The organism is Oceanicella sp. SM1341 (genome assembly GCF_003448965.1).
GTDB lineage: Bacteria > Pseudomonadota > Alphaproteobacteria > Rhodobacterales > Rhodobacteraceae > Paroceanicella.
Genome location: NZ_QRGC01000023.1, coordinates 37,114 through 52,710 on the forward strand (window position 1 = coordinate 37,114; position 15,597 = coordinate 52,710).

Annotated in this window: 16 protein-coding genes; 2 read left to right on the forward strand and 14 right to left on the reverse strand. The window is 72.4% G+C overall.

The features are described from left to right. Positions 1-6: 6 nt before the first annotated feature. From tolB to ruvC, 9 genes are all read right to left on the reverse strand, one after another. Complete coding sequence (tolB, locus tag D3P35_RS18360; protein ID WP_118136514.1) at positions 7-1,347, reverse strand: Tol-Pal system beta propeller repeat protein TolB; 1,341 nt, start codon at positions 1,345-1,347, stop codon at positions 7-9. Continuing rightward, positions 1,347-2,567 carry a hypothetical protein gene (locus D3P35_RS18365; RefSeq protein ID WP_157982198.1) on the reverse strand — a complete coding sequence of 407 codons (1,221 nt, stop codon included), beginning with the start codon at positions 2,565-2,567 and terminating at the stop codon, positions 1,347-1,349. The genes tolB and D3P35_RS18365 overlap by 1 nt, the downstream gene beginning before the upstream one ends. Before the next feature lie 31 nt (positions 2,568-2,598). Further along, positions 2,599-3,069 (reverse strand): protein TolR, encoded by a 471-nt coding sequence (gene tolR / locus D3P35_RS18370; protein WP_118136519.1) that lies wholly within the window; start codon positions 3,067-3,069, stop codon positions 2,599-2,601. Continuing rightward, entirely contained in the window at positions 3,070-3,771 is a 702-nt protein-coding gene (gene tolQ / locus D3P35_RS18375) for a protein TolQ (protein ID WP_118136521.1), read from the reverse strand. Positions 3,772-3,911: 140 nt separating this feature from the next. Then, positions 3,912-4,310: a tol-pal system-associated acyl-CoA thioesterase gene (ybgC, locus tag D3P35_RS18380; RefSeq protein WP_118136523.1), complete on the reverse strand. Its 399-nt coding sequence runs from the start codon at positions 4,308-4,310 to the stop codon at positions 3,912-3,914. Then, entirely contained in the window at positions 4,307-4,966 is a 660-nt protein-coding gene (locus D3P35_RS18385) for a hypothetical protein (RefSeq protein ID WP_232830549.1), read from the reverse strand. The genes ybgC and D3P35_RS18385 overlap by 4 nt, the downstream gene beginning before the upstream one ends. Before the next feature lie 228 nt (positions 4,967-5,194). Continuing rightward, positions 5,195-6,238, reverse strand: coding sequence for a Holliday junction branch migration DNA helicase RuvB (gene ruvB / locus D3P35_RS18390; RefSeq protein WP_118136525.1), 1,044 nt, complete (start codon positions 6,236-6,238; stop codon positions 5,195-5,197). 19 nt (positions 6,239-6,257) lie between these two features. Next, positions 6,258-6,965: a Holliday junction branch migration protein RuvA gene (gene ruvA / locus D3P35_RS18395; RefSeq protein WP_118136527.1), complete on the reverse strand. Its 708-nt coding sequence runs from the start codon at positions 6,963-6,965 to the stop codon at positions 6,258-6,260. Further along, the gene (gene ruvC, locus D3P35_RS18400; RefSeq protein WP_118136529.1) at positions 6,962-7,483 is read right to left on the reverse strand and encodes a crossover junction endodeoxyribonuclease RuvC; all 522 of its coding nucleotides are present in this window, start codon (positions 7,481-7,483) and stop codon (positions 6,962-6,964) included. The genes ruvA and ruvC overlap by 4 nt, the downstream gene beginning before the upstream one ends. Before the next feature lie 369 nt (positions 7,484-7,852). On the opposite strand from ruvC, the gene D3P35_RS18405 reads away from it, so the two are divergent. Then, positions 7,853-8,071, forward strand: coding sequence for a DUF1127 domain-containing protein (locus D3P35_RS18405; RefSeq protein WP_118136531.1), 219 nt, complete (start codon positions 7,853-7,855; stop codon positions 8,069-8,071). A gap of 696 nt (positions 8,072-8,767) precedes the next feature. Here the strand turns inward: D3P35_RS18405 and D3P35_RS18410 are convergent. Beyond that, positions 8,768-10,138 (reverse strand): DUF2254 domain-containing protein, encoded by a 1,371-nt coding sequence (locus tag D3P35_RS18410; protein ID WP_198670690.1) that lies wholly within the window; start codon positions 10,136-10,138, stop codon positions 8,768-8,770. Between the two features lie 142 nt (positions 10,139-10,280). Between D3P35_RS18410 and D3P35_RS18415 the strand changes: the two genes are divergently transcribed. Then, a complete protein-coding gene (locus D3P35_RS18415) occupies positions 10,281-10,739 on the forward strand; it encodes a GNAT family N-acetyltransferase (RefSeq protein WP_118136533.1) in 459 nt (152 codons plus the stop codon). 459 nt (positions 10,740-11,198) lie between these two features. Here the strand turns inward: D3P35_RS18415 and D3P35_RS18420 are convergent, their stop codons facing one another. From D3P35_RS18420 to D3P35_RS18435, 4 genes are all read right to left on the reverse strand, one after another. Further along, on the reverse strand, positions 11,199-11,969 hold the full coding sequence (locus tag D3P35_RS18420; RefSeq protein ID WP_118136535.1) for an enoyl-CoA hydratase/isomerase family protein: 771 nt from the start codon (positions 11,967-11,969) through the stop codon (positions 11,199-11,201). Positions 11,970-12,406: 437 nt separating this feature from the next. Then, the gene (locus D3P35_RS18425) at positions 12,407-13,543 is read right to left on the reverse strand and encodes an extracellular solute-binding protein (protein ID WP_118136537.1); all 1,137 of its coding nucleotides are present in this window, start codon (positions 13,541-13,543) and stop codon (positions 12,407-12,409) included. Further along, the gene (locus D3P35_RS18430) at positions 13,543-14,739 is read right to left on the reverse strand and encodes a CaiB/BaiF CoA-transferase family protein (RefSeq protein ID WP_118136540.1); all 1,197 of its coding nucleotides are present in this window, start codon (positions 14,737-14,739) and stop codon (positions 13,543-13,545) included. Before D3P35_RS18430 ends, D3P35_RS18425 begins: the two co-directional genes overlap by 1 nt. A gap of 27 nt (positions 14,740-14,766) precedes the next feature. Beyond that, the gene (locus tag D3P35_RS18435) at positions 14,767-15,558 is read right to left on the reverse strand and encodes an SDR family NAD(P)-dependent oxidoreductase (protein ID WP_198670692.1); all 792 of its coding nucleotides are present in this window, start codon (positions 15,556-15,558) and stop codon (positions 14,767-14,769) included. Between the last annotated feature and the right edge of the window lie 39 nt (positions 15,559-15,597).

A 15,597-nucleotide genomic window follows, 5' to 3' on the forward strand; every position in this document is an offset into this window, starting at 1 on the left:
CAAAACTCATTGCAGGAGCGGCGACCAGGCCGGGTCTGACGCCGGCATGTTCAGCGGCACGCGCCGCTCGTTGCGACCGGTCACGTCCACGCTCCTCAAGGCCGGTGCGCCGTTCGGCCCCGGGCTCTCCCGGAAGAACATTAGCACGCGACCGTTCGGTGACCACGTCGGGCCTTCATCGAGGAAGGACGCGGTCAGCAATTTCTCGTCGGATCCGTCGGGGCGCATGACCCCGATGTAGAAGCGCCCGCCCTGCTGCTTGGTGAAGGCGATCATGTCGCCGCGCGGCGACCAGACCGGCGTGGCATAGGCGCCGTCGCCGAAGGAGATGCGGCGCGCGCCGCCGCCCCCGGCCGACATCACGTAGAGCTGCTGCTTGCCGCCGCGGTCGCTCTCGAACACGATCTGCGAGCCATCGGGGGAGTAGCTGGGCGCGGTGTCGATGGCCGGCGAATTGGTGAGCTGGATGAGCTGGCGCGAGCCCAGCGGCACCGAGTAGATGTCCGTGTTGCCGCCGCGCGAGAGCGACATCACCACCGAGCTGCCATCGGGCGAGAAGCGCGGCGCGAAGGTCATGCCGGGCTGGCGCTCCAGCTCCTCGCGCTGCAGGGTGTCGACGTTCATGAGGAACACACGGGGCTCGCCCGTCTGGTAGCTCATGTAGATGACTTCCTGGCTGGTGGGGTTGAAGCGCGGGGTGAGCACCATGGAGCTGCCGTCGGTGAGGTAGCGCAGGTTCGCGCCGTCCTGGTCCATGATGGCGAGGCGCTTCACGCGGGCGTTCTTCGGGCCGCTCTCGGCCACGAACACCACGCGGCTGTCGAAATAGGGGTCCTCGCCGGTGATGCGCGTGTACACTTGGTCGGCCACCTTGTGGGCCAGCCGGCGCCAGTTGTCGCGGTCGCCCACCAGCTGCAGGCCCTGCCCCACCGGCTGGCCGGCATAGACGTCCCACAGCCGGAAGCGCAGGGTGATCTGGTTGCCGCTGGTCGAGACGGCCCCGGTCACCAGCGCCTGCGAGTTGATCGCCCGCCAGTCGGCGAACTGGGGGGTGGCCTCGAAGCTCGACGGGCTGGAGATATAGGCATTGCGGTCGATCAGCCGGAACAGCGCGGTGCCGGTGAGATCATTGGTCATCACGTCGGTGAGCTGTGCGGCGAACTCCGCCGCGCCGGCATCCTCGGCGATGAAGACCGGGGCCGCAAAGGGCATGGGCTCGATCACGCCCTCGTCGATCTCGATGACCAGGGGCGGGGCGTCCTGCGCCATCGCACCGCTGACGGGGGCCAGCACGCCGGCCCCGGTCACCGCTGCCAGGAGCCACGCGACTACAAAATTCCTCGCCATCAGTATCCGATCCCTTTGCTGGGGTTGAACGTGATCTGCACGGTCTTCCACTGGCCGTACTTGTCGGCCGGCATCTTGAACGGCGCCGATTTGAGCACCGCCATCCGGGCCTGCCGGAAGGCGAGCGCGTAGGACCCGCTGGGGTTGGCCGGGGTGACCGGGGTGACGGACTTGCCCACCACCTCGCCCGTGCGGTCGAGCTCGAACTGCACGGTGATCACCAGTTCCTTGAAATCCGCCAGCCCCTGGATCGGGCCGAGGTTCCAGTTCTTCTTCACCGCGAGGCCGATGCCGTCCTTCTCGCGCGCGGTGAGCGGCGGACCCTGGGTGGCGGCGGAGGAGGCGGCGCGCGGCGTGGAGGCCTGCTGCGCCGGCCTCTCGGGCGCCGAGGCGGCGGGGCGCTGCTGCTGGGGCTTCGCGGCCGGGGTGGCCGGGGCCTCCTGCTGGCGCGGCTCCTCCTGCGGGCGCGCGGCGGCGATGACGGTGTCGGGCCGGCCGCGCGGGCGCGGGGCGGTGAGCGGGGCCACGGCCTCGGGCACCGGCTGGGCCTCGGCCTGTTCGGGCACGATCTCGGTGGCGGCCTCCTTCGGGGCCTCCTGCGGCTTTTCCTCGCGCGGCTGCTCGGCGGAATCGGACTCCGCCACCTCCGGAGAGGCCTCCTCGGCGGTCTTCGCCTCCTCGGGCGGCTTGGGCGCGGGGCGCGAGGCGATGCGCGGCGCGGGCGCGGGCGGCGTGGGGTTGTCCAGCGTCGTCGCGGTCGGCTTGCGGTTCTCGGTCTCGGGGTTCTGCCGGCCCACGGCGTCGGGCCGCACGAGGGACACGCCCTCCTCGCCCGTGTCGGTCTCGGCCGGCGTGGGGCTGGCGGGGGCCTGGGGCATCACCGGCGTCGGGCTCTCCTGGCGCAGGCCGGAGACGTCCGGCGCCTCCTCGGGCTCCGACATCTCGGGGGTCTCGGCGGTGCGCGGGCTCGGCGCCTCGGTGGCGGTGGGCGCGGTCACGTCGGAGCCGCCCTGCTCGGGCGGGGTCATCTCCGACACGTCCTCGCGCGGCGCATCGGGCGCGCTGGAGACGGCGGCATCGAATTCGGCCCCGGTCATGAGGTCCACCTCGGCGATCTGGATGGCCTGCGCCTCGTCGGCCCTGAACAGGTCGACGCGGAGCAGGACAAGCAGTATCAGGGCAAGGTGTACGCCGCCCGAGATGATCATCCCTCTGCGCATGATGTGTCGGCCCTCCGCGCCTCCTCGCGCCTCAGTTGTCCTGGCCGTCAAGCGTAGGGCCTCCGGGATCGGTGACAAGCCCGATCCGGTTGAAGCCCCCGGCATTCAGCGCGCCCATCACCTCGGCCACGGTCTTGTAGGACACCGCGCCGTCGGCCCGCAGGAACACCTTGTCGTCCTCGCGCTCGGCCGCGATGGCGCGCAGCTTGGGGATGAGATCGGCCAGGACGATCTCCTCCTTCTGCAGCATCACCTTGCCGTCGGCGGTGAGCGAGATGGAGAGCGGCTCCTCCTTTTCCGTCGGCAGCGGGGCGGCCGCGGTCTTGGGAAGCTCGACCGGAACACCCACGGTCAGCAGCGGTGCCGCGACCATGAAGATGATCAGCAGCACCAGCATCACGTCCACGAAGGGCGTGACGTTGATTTCGGCCATCTGCCGGCGGGACCGGCTGCGGCCGCGCCGCCCGCCTCCCCCGCCGCGTTTCATGACACCGGCACCCATTTACTCTGCACTCCGCTCGATCTGGCGCGACAGGATGGTGGAGAATTCGTCGGCGAAGTTCTCGTAGCTCGCGGTGATGTGGTCCGCGTCGCCCGAGAGCTTGTTGTAGAAGATCACCGCCGGGATGGCGGCGAGCAGGCCGAGCGCGGTCGCCACCAGCGCCTCGGCGATGCCAGGCGCCACGACGGCGAGGTTGGTGCTCTGCTGCATCGCGATGTCCTCGAAGGCGTTCTTGATGCCCCAGACCGTGCCGAACAGGCCCACGAAGGGCGAGATCGAGCCCACGGTGGCGAGCACGCCGAGCCCCTTGTTGATGCCCTCCGCCTCGCGCGCGATGGTCACGTCCATCGAGCGCTCGATGCGGCGCTGGGAGCCGGGCAGCAGCACGCCCTTGCGGTAGGAGCGGCGCCATTCGCCCATGCCGGCGGAGAAGATGCGCTCGATCGCGGTGCGGGGCTTCTGCCCGAGCCGGTCGAACAGGTCTTCCAGCGGCTGGCCGGACCAGAACGCGTCCTCGAAACTGCCGTCCTCGCGGCGGGCGCGGCGGTAGCGGATGGATTTCTCGATGATGATCGCCCAGGACCAGACGGAGGCAAGAATGAGCAGCACCATGACGATCTGCACCGTCAGCGTCGCACGCGTGAACAGGGCCAGCAGCGAGAAATCGATCTGCTGCGCGGCCGCCAGGGTATCCGGTTCCATCTATCCTGCCTCGATCCAGCCAAATAAGGGCGGGCCGGGTTTTTGAACATCCCGGTCTCTGCAGCGCCTATCTGTCATAGCCTAGCAAATTCGCAAGTGGCTGTGCGCGAAATTCGCAAAAATTCGCGTGAACGGCGGCTTTACGCCGCTGCCGCGGCCAGCGCCGCGCGAATATCGGCGGGAATCCGCTGAGGGCCCCCGTCAACCGACATGCAGGCGAGGCCCACCTCGGCCCGCAACAGCTCTTCCCCGCCCCGCAGCACCCGCTGCGAGGCGTGGAGCGAGGCGCCCCTGACACGGGCGAATCGGGTCTCGACGACAAGCGTATCGTCGTAGCGCGCCGGGCGCAGGTAATCCGCCTCCACCCGGTGCACCACGAAGACCAGCCCCCCGGCGCGCATCGCCGCCTGGTCGATGCCCAGTGCCCGCACCGCTTCCGAGCGGCCGCGCTCGAGAAAGCGCAGGAAGTTGGCGTGGTAGACGACACCGGCCATGTCGGTGTCCTCGTAATAGACGCGGATGGAGAGGCTGTGGGTCATGACACCCGCCGGCCGAGGCGCGCGGCGAGGCGCAGCGCGGTGGCGGGGTCGTCGGAGGCGTCGGGCAGCGCGGGGTCGTAGGCGGCGCGCAGCAGGGCGGCCGCGCCGGGCTTCACCGCGGCCACGCTCCCCTCCCCCACCAGGTGCAGGGCGGAGGCGGCGCGGAAGGCGGTGTCGGACCACAGGAGCAGGCTCTGCACGGTCTGCGACAGCATCAGCGTGTGGGCGGGCACGGCGGAGAGGTGCTCGTCATGGCGCAGCAGCACGAAGCAGGCGCGGATGGCGCCGCCCTCCGAGAAGCGGAAATGGCGGTACTGGTTGGCCCCCGCCGCCTCCAGCCGGCCGATCAGCGGCTCGAGCTCGGGCAGCAGGCGCTCCAGGTGCGGCACCTCGCGCAGCTCGGCCCAGTGGCTGCAGAAGAACACGATGAAGTTCGCGCCCAGTTCGGGGTCGGTCTCGGCGAGGGCGAGCCCGGCATGGCCCGCGGCCTCGTCCATCGCGGCGCGCAGCGGCACCAGCGTGGCGTCATCGGTGCCGAAGATCACCGGCGCGGGCGCACAGCCCCAGCGCGCGAAGCGGAAGCTGCCGTCGGCCCGGGTGAACAGGGCGGCGATTTCCTCGGCCAGTTCCCCGGCCCCGGTCTCGGGTGTCAGCACGGATGCGGTCTCCTCGGTGGCGCGGCTCGCGGCTCTAGCACGGAGCGGCCCGCGATGGAACCGCCCGGGCCGCCGGGGCGCCTCGCGCGGCCTGCATGGCTGCAGGCCCCCGGGGGCTCCCCGGCACCAACGACATTGCACCGCGACAAGGTTCCATCCCGCCCGACGCGCCACCGGGCGCGGCAGGCAGGCGGGCGCGCTACCGGCGCGGTGGGCAGGCGCCCGGCCCTAGCCCTCGTCGCCGAAGAGATCGGCCTGCGGAGGCTGGCGCGGCGGGGCGAGGCCGAGATGCGTCCAGGCCTTGCGGCCCAGCATGCGGCCGCGCGGCGTGCGCTGCAGCAGGCCCTGCTGGAGGAGAAAGGGCTCGATCACCTCCTCGATGGCGTCGCGGCTCTCGGAGAGGGCGGCGGCCATGGTCTCGACCCCCACCGGCCCGCCGCCGAAATTCTCCGCCAGCATGCTCAGGTAGCGGCGGTCGGCGCCATCTAGCCCGAGGTCGTCGACCCCGAGCCGGTTCAGCGCCATGTCGGCGAGCGCGCGGGTGACCCGGCCGTCGCCCTCCACCACGGCGAAATCCACCACCCGGCGCAGCAGGCGGCCGGCGATGCGCGGCGTGCCGCGGGCGCGGCGGGCGATCTCGCGCGCGCCGGGCTGGTCGGCCTCGGCGCCAAGCATGCGCGCGGCGCGGGTGACGATAAGCTCCAGCTCCTCCACGGTGTAGAACTCGAGCCGGGTGGGGATGCCGAACCGGTCGCGCAGCGGCGTGGTGAGCAGGCCCAGCCGGGTGGTGGCGCCCACCAGGGTGAAGGGTGGCAGGTCGATGCGCACGGTGCGCGCCGCCGGGCCCTCGCCGATCACGAGGTCGAGGGCGAAATCCTCCAGCGCGGGGTAGAGCACCTCCTCCACCACCGGGTTCAGGCGGTGGATCTCGTCGATGAACAGCACGTCGCGGGCGTCGAGATTGGTGAGGATGGCGGCGAGGTCGCCGGCCTTGGCCAGCACCGGGCCCGAGGTCATGCGGAAGTTCACGCCGAGCTCGCGCGACATGATCTGCGCCAGCGTGGTCTTGCCGAGACCGGGAGGGCCGTAGAACAGCGTGTGGTCCATGGCCTGGCCGCGCTGGCGGGCGCTCTCGATGAACACGCGCAGGTTTGCGCGGGCCTCCTTCTGGCCGACGAAATCCTCGAGGCTCTGCGGGCGCAGGGCGCGGTCGGCGTCCTCGGGGCGGGCGTCGGGGCGGATGAGCGGGTCTGGGGCCTCGGATGCGGCCATGGTCGGTCAGCCTCTCGGATCAGCCCTTGGGGGCGAGCAGCTTCAGGGCGGCGCGGATCAGCGCGGCGGTGCCGGCGTCGGGCGCCTCGGCGGCGGCGCGGGCCACAGCGCCGGCGGCATCCCCCATCCCATACCCCAGATTGACCAGGGCGGACAGGGCGTCGGCGGAGGCATCCGCCTGGCTCACGGCCGGGGTTGGGCGGGCCTCGGCCATCTGCGCAGCCTCAGGCTGCGCAGCCGACGGCGCCGGTTCCGGCGCCGGCGGGGTTTCGGGCGTGCCCGAAACCATGGCCGGTTGCGCACCGCCCGAGCCGAGCGCCATGATGGCGGGCGCCTTGTCCTTCAGCTCGCTCACGATGCGTGTCGCCAGTTTCGGCCCCACGCCGGGAGCTGCCTTGATCGCCGCGACATCGCCCAGCGCCAGCGCCCGGCCCAGCCCCTCCGGCCCCAGCCGGCCGAGAATGGCGAGCCCCACCCGCGCCCCCACGCCCTGCACCGAGGTGAGCAGCCGGTGCCACTCGCGCTCGATCATGGTGGGGAAGCCGAAGAGCTGCAGCAGATCCTCGCGCACCAGCAGCTCGGTGTAGAGCGCCACCGTGCCGCCCGGCTTGGGCATGCGTGACAGCGTGCGGTCCGAGCAGTAGACGAGGTAGCCCACGCCGCCGGTGTCGATCAGCACATGGTCGGACGCCGTATAGACCAGCCGGCCGGAGATCTTGCCGATCATGCCACGCCCGCCTTCTCGCCCGCCTTCTCGATCGCCGCGGAAAGCCGACCGGAGAATCGCGCGTGATGGGCGTGGCACAGCGCGATGGCCAGCGCGTCGGCCGCGTCGGGCCCGTCGATCCGCGCGTTGGGGAGCTGCAGGCGCACCATGTGCTCCACCTGGCCCTTCTGCGCGTGCCCCACGCCGACGACCACCTTCTTCACCGCGTTGGGCGCGTACTCGGCCACGTCGAGCCCGGCGCGCGCCGGCACCAGCAGCGCGATGGCCCGGGCCTGGCCGAGCTTCAGCGTGCCGGCGGCGTCCTTGTTCACGAAGGTCTGCTCCACCGCCGCGGTCTCGGGCGCATGGGCCTCGAAGACCACGGAGAGCTGTTCGAACAGGCTCAGCAGCCGCTGGGCCAGATCCTCCCCCTGCGATTGGCAGGTGCCGTTGGCCACGTGGGCGATGCGGTTTCCCGCCACGTCCACCACACCCCAGCCGGTGCGGCGCAGGCCCGGATCGATGCCGATGACGCGCATGGGCCCTCCCGTCAGATGCGAATGCTTCCAGTCACTTGCCCCTCACTAGCACGAAACGCGAACAGGGCGCCAGTGGCGATCCGCGTGCCCTGCGGCACCGGCCCGACGGGTCTTCGGACAGGAGGCGGGCGGCCCCGCGGGCGGGCGGTCGCCTCCGGGCGCCGGCAGAGGCGGGTGTGAGGCGATGCCGGGCGGGAAAACCTGTCGCGCGACCCATCGTTTTCAACCTGCCCAATTAAAAATCAAATCAATGCTCCGGGTGCATGCCTGACATGCATTTTCAGCCCGTTGCCTTGGCCACGATTCCCGCCTATCTGCCCGTCTCGAAGGCACTCACGCCACCACACATATGATATAGGAAACCGGATCATGGCTCTGTACGAACCGACCGCTTCCGGCGCGTACGGCGCCGGCAAATCCCGCTCCTTCCTCGGCTCCATCGTCGAGCGCTACACCGTCTGGCAGCGCACCCGCGCCACCAGCCGCGCGCTGCGCGCCCTGACCCCGGCCCAGCTCGCCGACATCGGCCTCGAGCCGGGCGAGATCGAGACGCTCGCCGACACCCTGGCCCGCGGCCACCGGGGCTGAAACGCCCCTGCCGCGCCGGCACGGCCCCGCTCCCCGGGGCGTGCCGGACCCCCGGTCCGGTGACCCGTCCCGGACCTGCTGCGCCCCGACGACACGTTCGCCGGGGCGTTTTGCTGTCCGAGAGGTGCCCGTCGCCGGGCCACGCCCCCACCGCGCCCCCCGCCCGGCGGCGCGCCGGCCCGGCCCCTCCCGACGCAGCCATCGCCCGGAAGCCCGCGCCCCCTGCCGGAGCTTTGCCTCCTCGGGCCGCTCGCCTGCGGCCTTGCGCGTCCGGCTCGGCTGGCCGCCGCCCCCGACCGCCCCACCGCCCGACTGCCGGAGACCGGCATCTTCCCGGCGCGACCCGGGCCGGGAAAAGCCGGCAGGCCACACTCTCTCATCGCGGCCCACAGCCAAGCCCTTCCCGGGCTGGCAACACAGCACTGCCGGCTTCTCCGGGCCCGGCTCGCTCCGGAACCGTTGGTCCCGGCCCGAACCCGGCGCGCGCTCCACAATGCCGAGAAGGCTTGCCGCTCCCGCGATGCGCCCTTGCGGTCCATCCGGACCCGGATATCCCGGACGAGCTTCACGGTCCGCGCGCCCAGGCGAGCCTGAAGTTCCGCCCGTCCCGGGCAGCCTGAAGTTCTGCCCGTCCCGGGCAGCCTGAAGTTCTGCCCGTCCCGGGCAGCCTGGGATTCCGCCCGTCCCGGGCGAGCTTCAGCTTCCACCCGTTCCGGGTGAGGCCCCCAGATCACTCCCCGCCCCCGTGGGCGTGCGGGACGCGTCGGCCTCCGGGTCGGCCAGGCCCTCGCGCAGGCGCAGGGCGCGCAGCACCTCGCGGTCGGCCTCCAGCGCCAGCCCGGCCTCCGCCCGGTCCATCGCCTCGCGGGACTGGGCCCGGGCGCAGGCGCGGAAGGCCTCGTCGCCGGTGGCATAGAGCGCGCCCAGCGCCTTCTGCAGCCGGATGTGCACTTCGAGATGCCCGGCGCCATCGCGCGCGATGGGCGGGAAGATATCGGCAAAGAGATCCGCCACCGCGATGCCCGGAACCAGCACGCGCGGAAAGTCCACCTCCTCCGTGGCCCGCTCCGGCGCCGTCGCCCAGGGCGCGAGCAGGCGCACGCTGCGGCCCAGCACGTCGATCGCGGTTCCGTGGTCGTTGATCGCGGGCGAGAGCGCGCGCGAGGCGATCTCCGCCATAACGCAGAGACCGAACCGCGGATCCTGGTCGAAGGAGCGCCGCTGCGCCAGCGAGAAGCAGCCGCGCAGGGCGTCGCATGTCTCGAGCCAGGCATCGCCCTCCTCCGCCAGCCCCGTGGCGGAGAAGCCCTCCACCCGAAGCAGCGCGCGGCCGGGATGCACGAAGCCGCCCGGCAGGGTGATCACCTCGAGCATGAGGCCCCGCGCCTCGGCGATGTCGGACAGGGCGGCAACGTCGACATGCTGGATGTAGCCGGTCTCGGGCGGAAAGACCGGCCGGGCCGTGACAGAGGCGCTGCGCGGCCCGGCCGGCGCCGGGCGTCCGCCGAGATAGGGGTCGGCCAGCCGGGCGGCGATGGCCCGCGACGTCGCCTCCTCCACCCGCTCCGTCGTCTCGCCCACCCGGCCGAGGCCGGAGAGATAGTCGATCCAGCGCAGCATGGTGATCACGATGATGCCGATCACCGCGATGGTGACGACGAAGAGCACCGCCCGCCCCCGCTCGCCGTAGGAGCCGGTGCCCAGCGCCACGATGCCGACCAGGCTGAACAGGAACGAGCCGAGGAACACCGCCAGAACGTTCTGGGTTGTGGGGTCCTGCACCAGCAGGCGGGTGGCGCGGGGGGTGACGTTGCTCGTGGCCGCCCCGTAGGCCGAGACCATCACGCTGAGCGAGAAGGTGGTGACCGCGAGCATGCTGGAGGCGAGGATGTCGAGGATGCGGTCCACTGCATCCGCCTCGACGCTGAAGGGCATCTCCCAGGGCAGCAGGCTTTCCGCCAGCGTGGCGAGCAGCGCCGTCGCCACGCCCAGCAGCGCGAGCAGCGCCGCGCGCACCCAGAGCCGGCGGGAGAACTGCATCAGCAGCCAGTGCCATTTCGAAATCATCCTGTCCCCTGCTCTCCTGCCGGCAGCACCTCTCTCCCCCCGCAACCTAGCCCGATGCCGGGCCACGGCGATAGCGCCGCGCGCGCGTCCGGGCTATGCACGGGCTTTGCGACAGAGGAGCGCCACGGGGAGAAGGCGGCAGATGCAGGACCCGGTCGAGATCAGCCGCGCAGTCCCCGCCGATGTGGCGGAGGCGAGCGCCGTCATCCACGCGGCACTGCGCGAGACACTCGCGCGCGCCTACCCGGCGGAGGTGATCGACCGGGTGGCGCGCAGCTTCGAGCCCGGGCCGCTGGCCGCCCTCTTCGCCGTGCGCATCGCCTTCGTGGCGCGGCGCAGCGGCCGGCTGGTCGGCACCGCGGCGCTCGAGGGCGCGGCGGTGCGCAGCGTGTTCGTGGCGCCCGACCAGCATCGCGCCGGCGTCGGGCGGGCGCTCATGCAGGCGGTGGAGGCAGAGGCACGGCGTCGCGGCCTCGACCGCCTCGAAGTGCCCGCGGCCCTGCCCGCCGTGCCCTTCTACGCCGCCCTCGGCTACCGCCCCCTGCGCGAGATCGACGACGGGCACGAGAGGACGATGGTGATGGAGCGCCTGCTCGGGTGATCGGCACCGCGAATGGGGCGCCCGCCTCACCCGTGACGGCGCAGGGTGCCCGGTCGGAACCGGATCTGCGAACGATGCCGCTCGGCCTCCCCCCCCGCGACGGCACGATCTGCTCGGCCGTGGCGCCGGGCCGTGGCGGACAGTGCCTGCGCGCCCCGAGTTGCGGCCCGGCGGGGGGGGGAGCCGCCCTGCGCGGCCCGCGGGGTTTTCTTGCGGTCATGATGTGCTTCCGCGGCCCCGGGCACCTCCCGGCGATACTCCGCGCGCTTGTGCTCCGCGGCGGACCGGCCACGGCGATCACCGATGCGGTGAGCGCGGGGCCGCCCGGCATCATCCGCAGCCGACATTGCACCTGCGGTTGGCTCGCCTCGGCGCGCGCGACATGTGGCAGGACCCGCCACTGCCCATGGGAAGCGGCAGGCGGCGCGGCGGCATCCCCTCCCGGGCCGGTCCTCCGCCTCAGCGGCGGTGAAACACCGGCGGGCGCTTCTCCTTGAAGGCGCGACGGCCCTCTGCGGCGTCCTCGGTGGCAAAGCAGATGGTCTGCAGGTCGCGCTCGTACTCGATGGCCTTCTCGAGCGGCATGGCATGGGCGGCGCGCAGGTTGAGCTTGGCCGTCTCCGCCGCGATGGGGGCACGGGCGGCGATGGTTTCGGCCAGCGCCCGGGCGCGGGGCAGCAGCGCCTCGGGGGCGAGCACCTCGCTCACCAGCCCCCAGGCCTGCGCGGTGGCCGCGTCCACCGGATCGCCGGTCATCACCATCAGGGCGGCGTTCGAGGCGCCGATGGAATGGGCGAGCTGGGCCGCCATGCCGCCGCCGCCGATCCAGCCGAGCTTGATCTCGGGTGCCGCGAAGCTCGCCGTGGCCGAGGCGAGGCGGATGTCGCAGGAGAGCGCCGTCTCCAGCCCGCCGCCGAAGGCATAGCCGTTCACCGCCGCGATGCAGGGTTTGCGCAGGGCGCGCACGGCGTCGCAGTAGTCCGGGCGGTTGCGGAACTCCCAGGGGGTTGCGTAGGTGTCGAGCTCGCGGATGTCGGAGCCGGCGCAGAAGGCGCGCTCCCCCGCCCCGGTGAGGATCACGCAGCGCACCGCGGCCTCCGCCTCGCAGGTGGCGAGGGCGGCGGTGATGGCGTCGGCCATCTCCGGCGTGACGGAATTGAGCTTCGCCGGGCGGTTGAGCGTGATGGTCGCCACGGCGCCGTCGATCTCGAAAAGCAGGTCCTCGGTCATGTTGTCCTCGTGTCTCGCCCCGAAGGGGCGGTCTCTACCTCGCCCGAAGGGGCGGTCTCTACCTCGCCCGAAGGGGCGGCCGCTGCCTCGCCCCGAAGGGGCGGCCCTGGTGTCGCGCCCCGCAGGGGCGGTGTTGATCTCGCCCCGGAAGGGGCTGTCTGTATCTCGCCCCGGAAGGGGCGGTGTTGACCTCCTCCCGGAGGCGCGGCGCAATGCGCGCCCCGCCGAGATGGCCTTCACGGTGCGCCCCGCAGGAGCCGTTCCGTCTCGCGCCCCGCGGGGGCGGCCCGGACACTCTCCGCGCAAGGGCACAGCCGGTATCCGCCCCCCTGGGGGCAACATCATCGTGTCCATGCCCGGAGCGGGCGGGGTGCGCCGCCGTCCCGGGCGACATGCGCGGGAGCGGCGTCGCGGCCGCGGGCCGAGCCCGGGCCGCCTTACGTCTCGCCGCCGTCCGGGCGGGCCGCCGCGTAGAGATCCTGCAGCGCCGCCATCGCCCGGCCGGCGGGCTCGGCCGAGGCAAGGGCCTCACGCAGGCGCTCGGAAGCGGCGGTCTGGAAGGCGATGTAGCCGGAGAAGCGCGGCCGCACGCAGGAGGCCTCCAGCGTGGCGGCGGTGCCGGCGTAGAACCCGCCCCAGCGCGCGTTCACCCCGGCATCGGCCCAGGCGGCGCGGGCGCTCGGCTGGCCGTCATGGTCGGGGATGAAGCCGCGCTGCACCGCTTCCGACATCAGCCAGCGCAGGTGGGTGCGCAGCGCCTCGGTGGGCTCCAGCCGGCGCGAGATGCCGATGCCGGTGCCGCCCAGCGTGCCGCCGGGCCGCCCGCCGGGCCGGGCCCGCGGCGCGTCGGAGAAGCGCAGGGGCGCGCCCTCGGCCGGGGCGGCGTAGTTCACGTAGCCGTAGACCAGCGGCACGCAGGCGGCCACCGGCCCGGCCGCCATGCGGCCCAGGATCCCGATGGGGTTGAGCGGGCGCAGCGCCGCGGGGCTGCGGGCGGCGAGCTCGGAGAGGATCTCCCAGGCCTCGATGGCGACAGCGCGCGGCAGCAGCTCCGCCGGGTCGGCCTCGGTCGGGGGCGCGCCCAGCGCGGTGGCGAGCGAGAACAGGCTCATCAGCACATGCGGCCCGGCGAGCGACAGCGCCACCGCCGTGCCGCCGCGCGAGAGGGCGAGCACCTCCTCCCATGTCGCGGGGGGTGTCGCCAGCAGGTCCAGGCGGCTCGCCATCACCTGCGTCGCGGCGTCGAGCGGCAGGGCCCAGTGCCGGCCGGCATAGCGGTAGGAGGCAAGGCAGGGCCCGATGGTGCGCGCGCCGATGGCGGCGAGCTCGTCGGCGCCGAAGATGTCTTCCAGCGGGTGCAGGCAGCCGGCCTCCACCGCCTCGCCGACATGCGGATGGTCGAGCACCACGAGGTCATGCGCGGCGCAGAGCTCGGCGATGGGGGCGGATTCGAAGCCCTCCAGCGGCTGGCGCGCCCAGGTGAGCGACAGGCCGTGGCCCGGCGCCACCTCCGCCGCGGCGGCGGCCAGCGCGTTGTAGCCGCGCGGATGGTCCCAGGTGAGGCCGGAGAGCATCACGCCCCCTCCCCCAGCGCCACGGCGCCCGCGGCCACCAGCGCCTCGATGCGCTCGGGCGGATAGCCCGCGGCGGCGAGGATCTCGCGCGTGTGCTCGCCCACCAGCGGCGCGCCGCGCGCCACGCTGGAGGGGGTTTTCGAGAAGCGGATCGGGAAGCCGGGGGTTTTCACGCGCCCCTCGGTGGGGTGGTCATACTCCACGAAGGTGCCGTTATGGGCGATCTGCGGGTCGGCCACGAGATCGGCATAGCCGTAGACCGGGCCGGCCCAGATGTCCGCCTCGGCAAAGCGCTCCAGCCAGTGCGCGGTGGGCATGGTGAGCAGCCGCTCGCGGGTGCGGGCGAAGATCTCGTCGCGGTGGGTCCAGGTGTCGGTCTCGTCGTTCATCGTCTCGAAAGATGGCTCGCCGATGATGGCGCCGAGCTTGGCCAGCGGCGGGAAGGCAAGGGCGAGATAGCCGTCGGCGGTGGCGAAGGTGCCGTAGGGGGCGCGGATGAACACATGCGCATGCGGCTCGGCCGAGCGCTGCTGCGGCTTGCCCGCCACGGTGAACACCGAGAGCTCCTGCATCTGCAGGGTGGTGATGGCGTCGAGCATGTTGACCTCGACCAGCTGGCCCTCGCCGGTGCGCTCGCGGTGCAGCAGGGCCGCGAGCACGCCCTCGAAGGCGGTGTAGGCGGTGACGGCGTCGACGAGATATTGCCCGGCGGCGACAGGCGGCTCGCCCGCCCGCCCGGTGGAGAGCATGGCGCCGGAGAGCGCCTGCAACAGCAGGTCCTGCCCGGGGCGGTTCACGTAGGGCCCGCTCTCGCCGTAGCCGGACATCGAGACGTAAACCAGCTTCGGGTTCAGCGCCGAGAGGGTCTCGTAATCCACGCCGAGGCGCTTCGCCACGCCGGGGCGGTAGTTCTGCACGAAGACATCGGCCTCGCGCACGAGGTCGAGCAGCACGGCCTTGCCCTCCTCGCTCTTGAGGTTCACCGCCAGCGAGCGCTTGTTGCGGTTGAGCGACAGGAAGGAGACGTTGATGCGGTTGCCCGCCGCGCCGCCGGCCGCGACATGGCGCTGCCATTCGCCGGTGACGGGCTCAACCTTCACCACGTCGGCGCCGAGGTCTCCCAGCCGCTGCGCGGCGAAGGGGCCGGCCATGGCGATGGAACAGTCCAGCACGCGGTATCCGTCGAGAATGCCCAATTGGGTGTCCTTTCCTGAAAGGGGGTGTCAGTGCATCACCCAGCCGCCGTCCACGTTCAGCGTCTGGCCGGTGATGAAGCCTGCGGCGTCGGAGGCGAGGAAGAGCAGCGCGTTCGCGATGTCCTCTGGCGCGCCCCGGCGCTTCACGGCCTGATGGTCGAGCACGAAGCGGGTGTAGCCCTCGGGGTCGGGGTGGATCTTCTCCGCGTCGGTGGGGAAGGCGCCGGGGGCGATGGCGTTCACGGTGATGCCGTATGCCCCGAATTCCCGCGCCCAGGCCCGGGTGAGGCCCACCAGCGCGCCCTTGGACTGCACGTAGGGCGAAAGTTTCGCCCAGCCGCCGTAGAAGGTGACCGAGGCGATGTTGAGGATGCGCCCGCGCCCCGCGGCCCGCATGTGCGGCAGGGCGGCCTGCACGGCCACGATGGCGGCATCCACGTTCACCGCCTGCACGGCGCGATGCTCGGCCAGGCTGTACTCCTCGAACGGTTTCGAGGGGTAGATGGCGGCGTTGTTGACCAGCGTGTCGAACCCGCCGCGGGCGGCCTGCGCCTCTGCCAGCGCCTCTGTGAGGGCCCCGGCATCGGCAAGGTCGGTCGCGGCGAGGGTGAAGCGCGCCTCCTGCCCCGCGGCGTGCACGGCGGCGGTGAGGGCGGCGGATTTTTCGGGGTGCGTGTCGATCGCATGCACCGTGGCGCCAGCGGCGAGGAAGCCCAGGACCGTGGCCTGCCCCAGCCCGCCGGCCGCACCGGTGACGAGCACGTGCCGGCCCTGCATGGCACCCTCGGAGGCGGGGCGTGTGTCTTCGGCGAGGGTCATCTGCGGTTTCCTTTCAGGCCGGGCGTGGTGACGGGGCGC

What these genes read in the sequence shown, in the direction of transcription:
- D3P35_RS18435 (WP_198670692.1), bottom strand. Translation starts at nt 15,558, where the DNA reads ATGACCCTCGCCGAAGACACACGCCCCGCCTCCGAGGGTGCCATGCAG.
- tolR (WP_118136519.1), bottom strand. Translation starts at nt 3,069, where the DNA reads ATGGGTGCCGGTGTCATGAAACGCGGCGGGGGAGGCGGGCGGCGCGGC.
- D3P35_RS18425 (WP_118136537.1), bottom strand. Translation starts at nt 13,543, where the DNA reads ATGCTCTCCGGCCTCACCTGGGACCATCCGCGCGGCTACAACGCGCTG.
- D3P35_RS18410 (WP_198670690.1), bottom strand. Translation starts at nt 10,138, where the DNA reads ATGATTTCGAAATGGCACTGGCTGCTGATGCAGTTCTCCCGCCGGCTC.
- D3P35_RS18405 (WP_118136531.1), top strand. Translation starts at nt 7,853, where the DNA reads ATGGCTCTGTACGAACCGACCGCTTCCGGCGCGTACGGCGCCGGCAAA.
- D3P35_RS18420 (WP_118136535.1), bottom strand. Translation starts at nt 11,969, where the DNA reads ATGACCGAGGACCTGCTTTTCGAGATCGACGGCGCCGTGGCGACCATC.
- ruvC (WP_118136529.1), bottom strand. Translation starts at nt 7,483, where the DNA reads ATGCGCGTCATCGGCATCGATCCGGGCCTGCGCCGCACCGGCTGGGGT.
- ybgC (WP_118136523.1), bottom strand. Translation starts at nt 4,310, where the DNA reads ATGACCCACAGCCTCTCCATCCGCGTCTATTACGAGGACACCGACATG.
- tolQ (WP_118136521.1), bottom strand. Translation starts at nt 3,771, where the DNA reads ATGGAACCGGATACCCTGGCGGCCGCGCAGCAGATCGATTTCTCGCTG.
- ruvA (WP_118136527.1), bottom strand. Translation starts at nt 6,965, where the DNA reads ATGATCGGCAAGATCTCCGGCCGGCTGGTCTATACGGCGTCCGACCAT.
- D3P35_RS18365 (WP_157982198.1), bottom strand. Translation starts at nt 2,567, where the DNA reads ATGCGCAGAGGGATGATCATCTCGGGCGGCGTACACCTTGCCCTGATA.
- tolB (WP_118136514.1), bottom strand. Translation starts at nt 1,347, where the DNA reads ATGGCGAGGAATTTTGTAGTCGCGTGGCTCCTGGCAGCGGTGACCGGG.
- D3P35_RS18415 (WP_118136533.1), top strand. Translation starts at nt 10,281, where the DNA reads ATGCAGGACCCGGTCGAGATCAGCCGCGCAGTCCCCGCCGATGTGGCG.
- ruvB (WP_118136525.1), bottom strand. Translation starts at nt 6,238, where the DNA reads ATGGCCGCATCCGAGGCCCCAGACCCGCTCATCCGCCCCGACGCCCGC.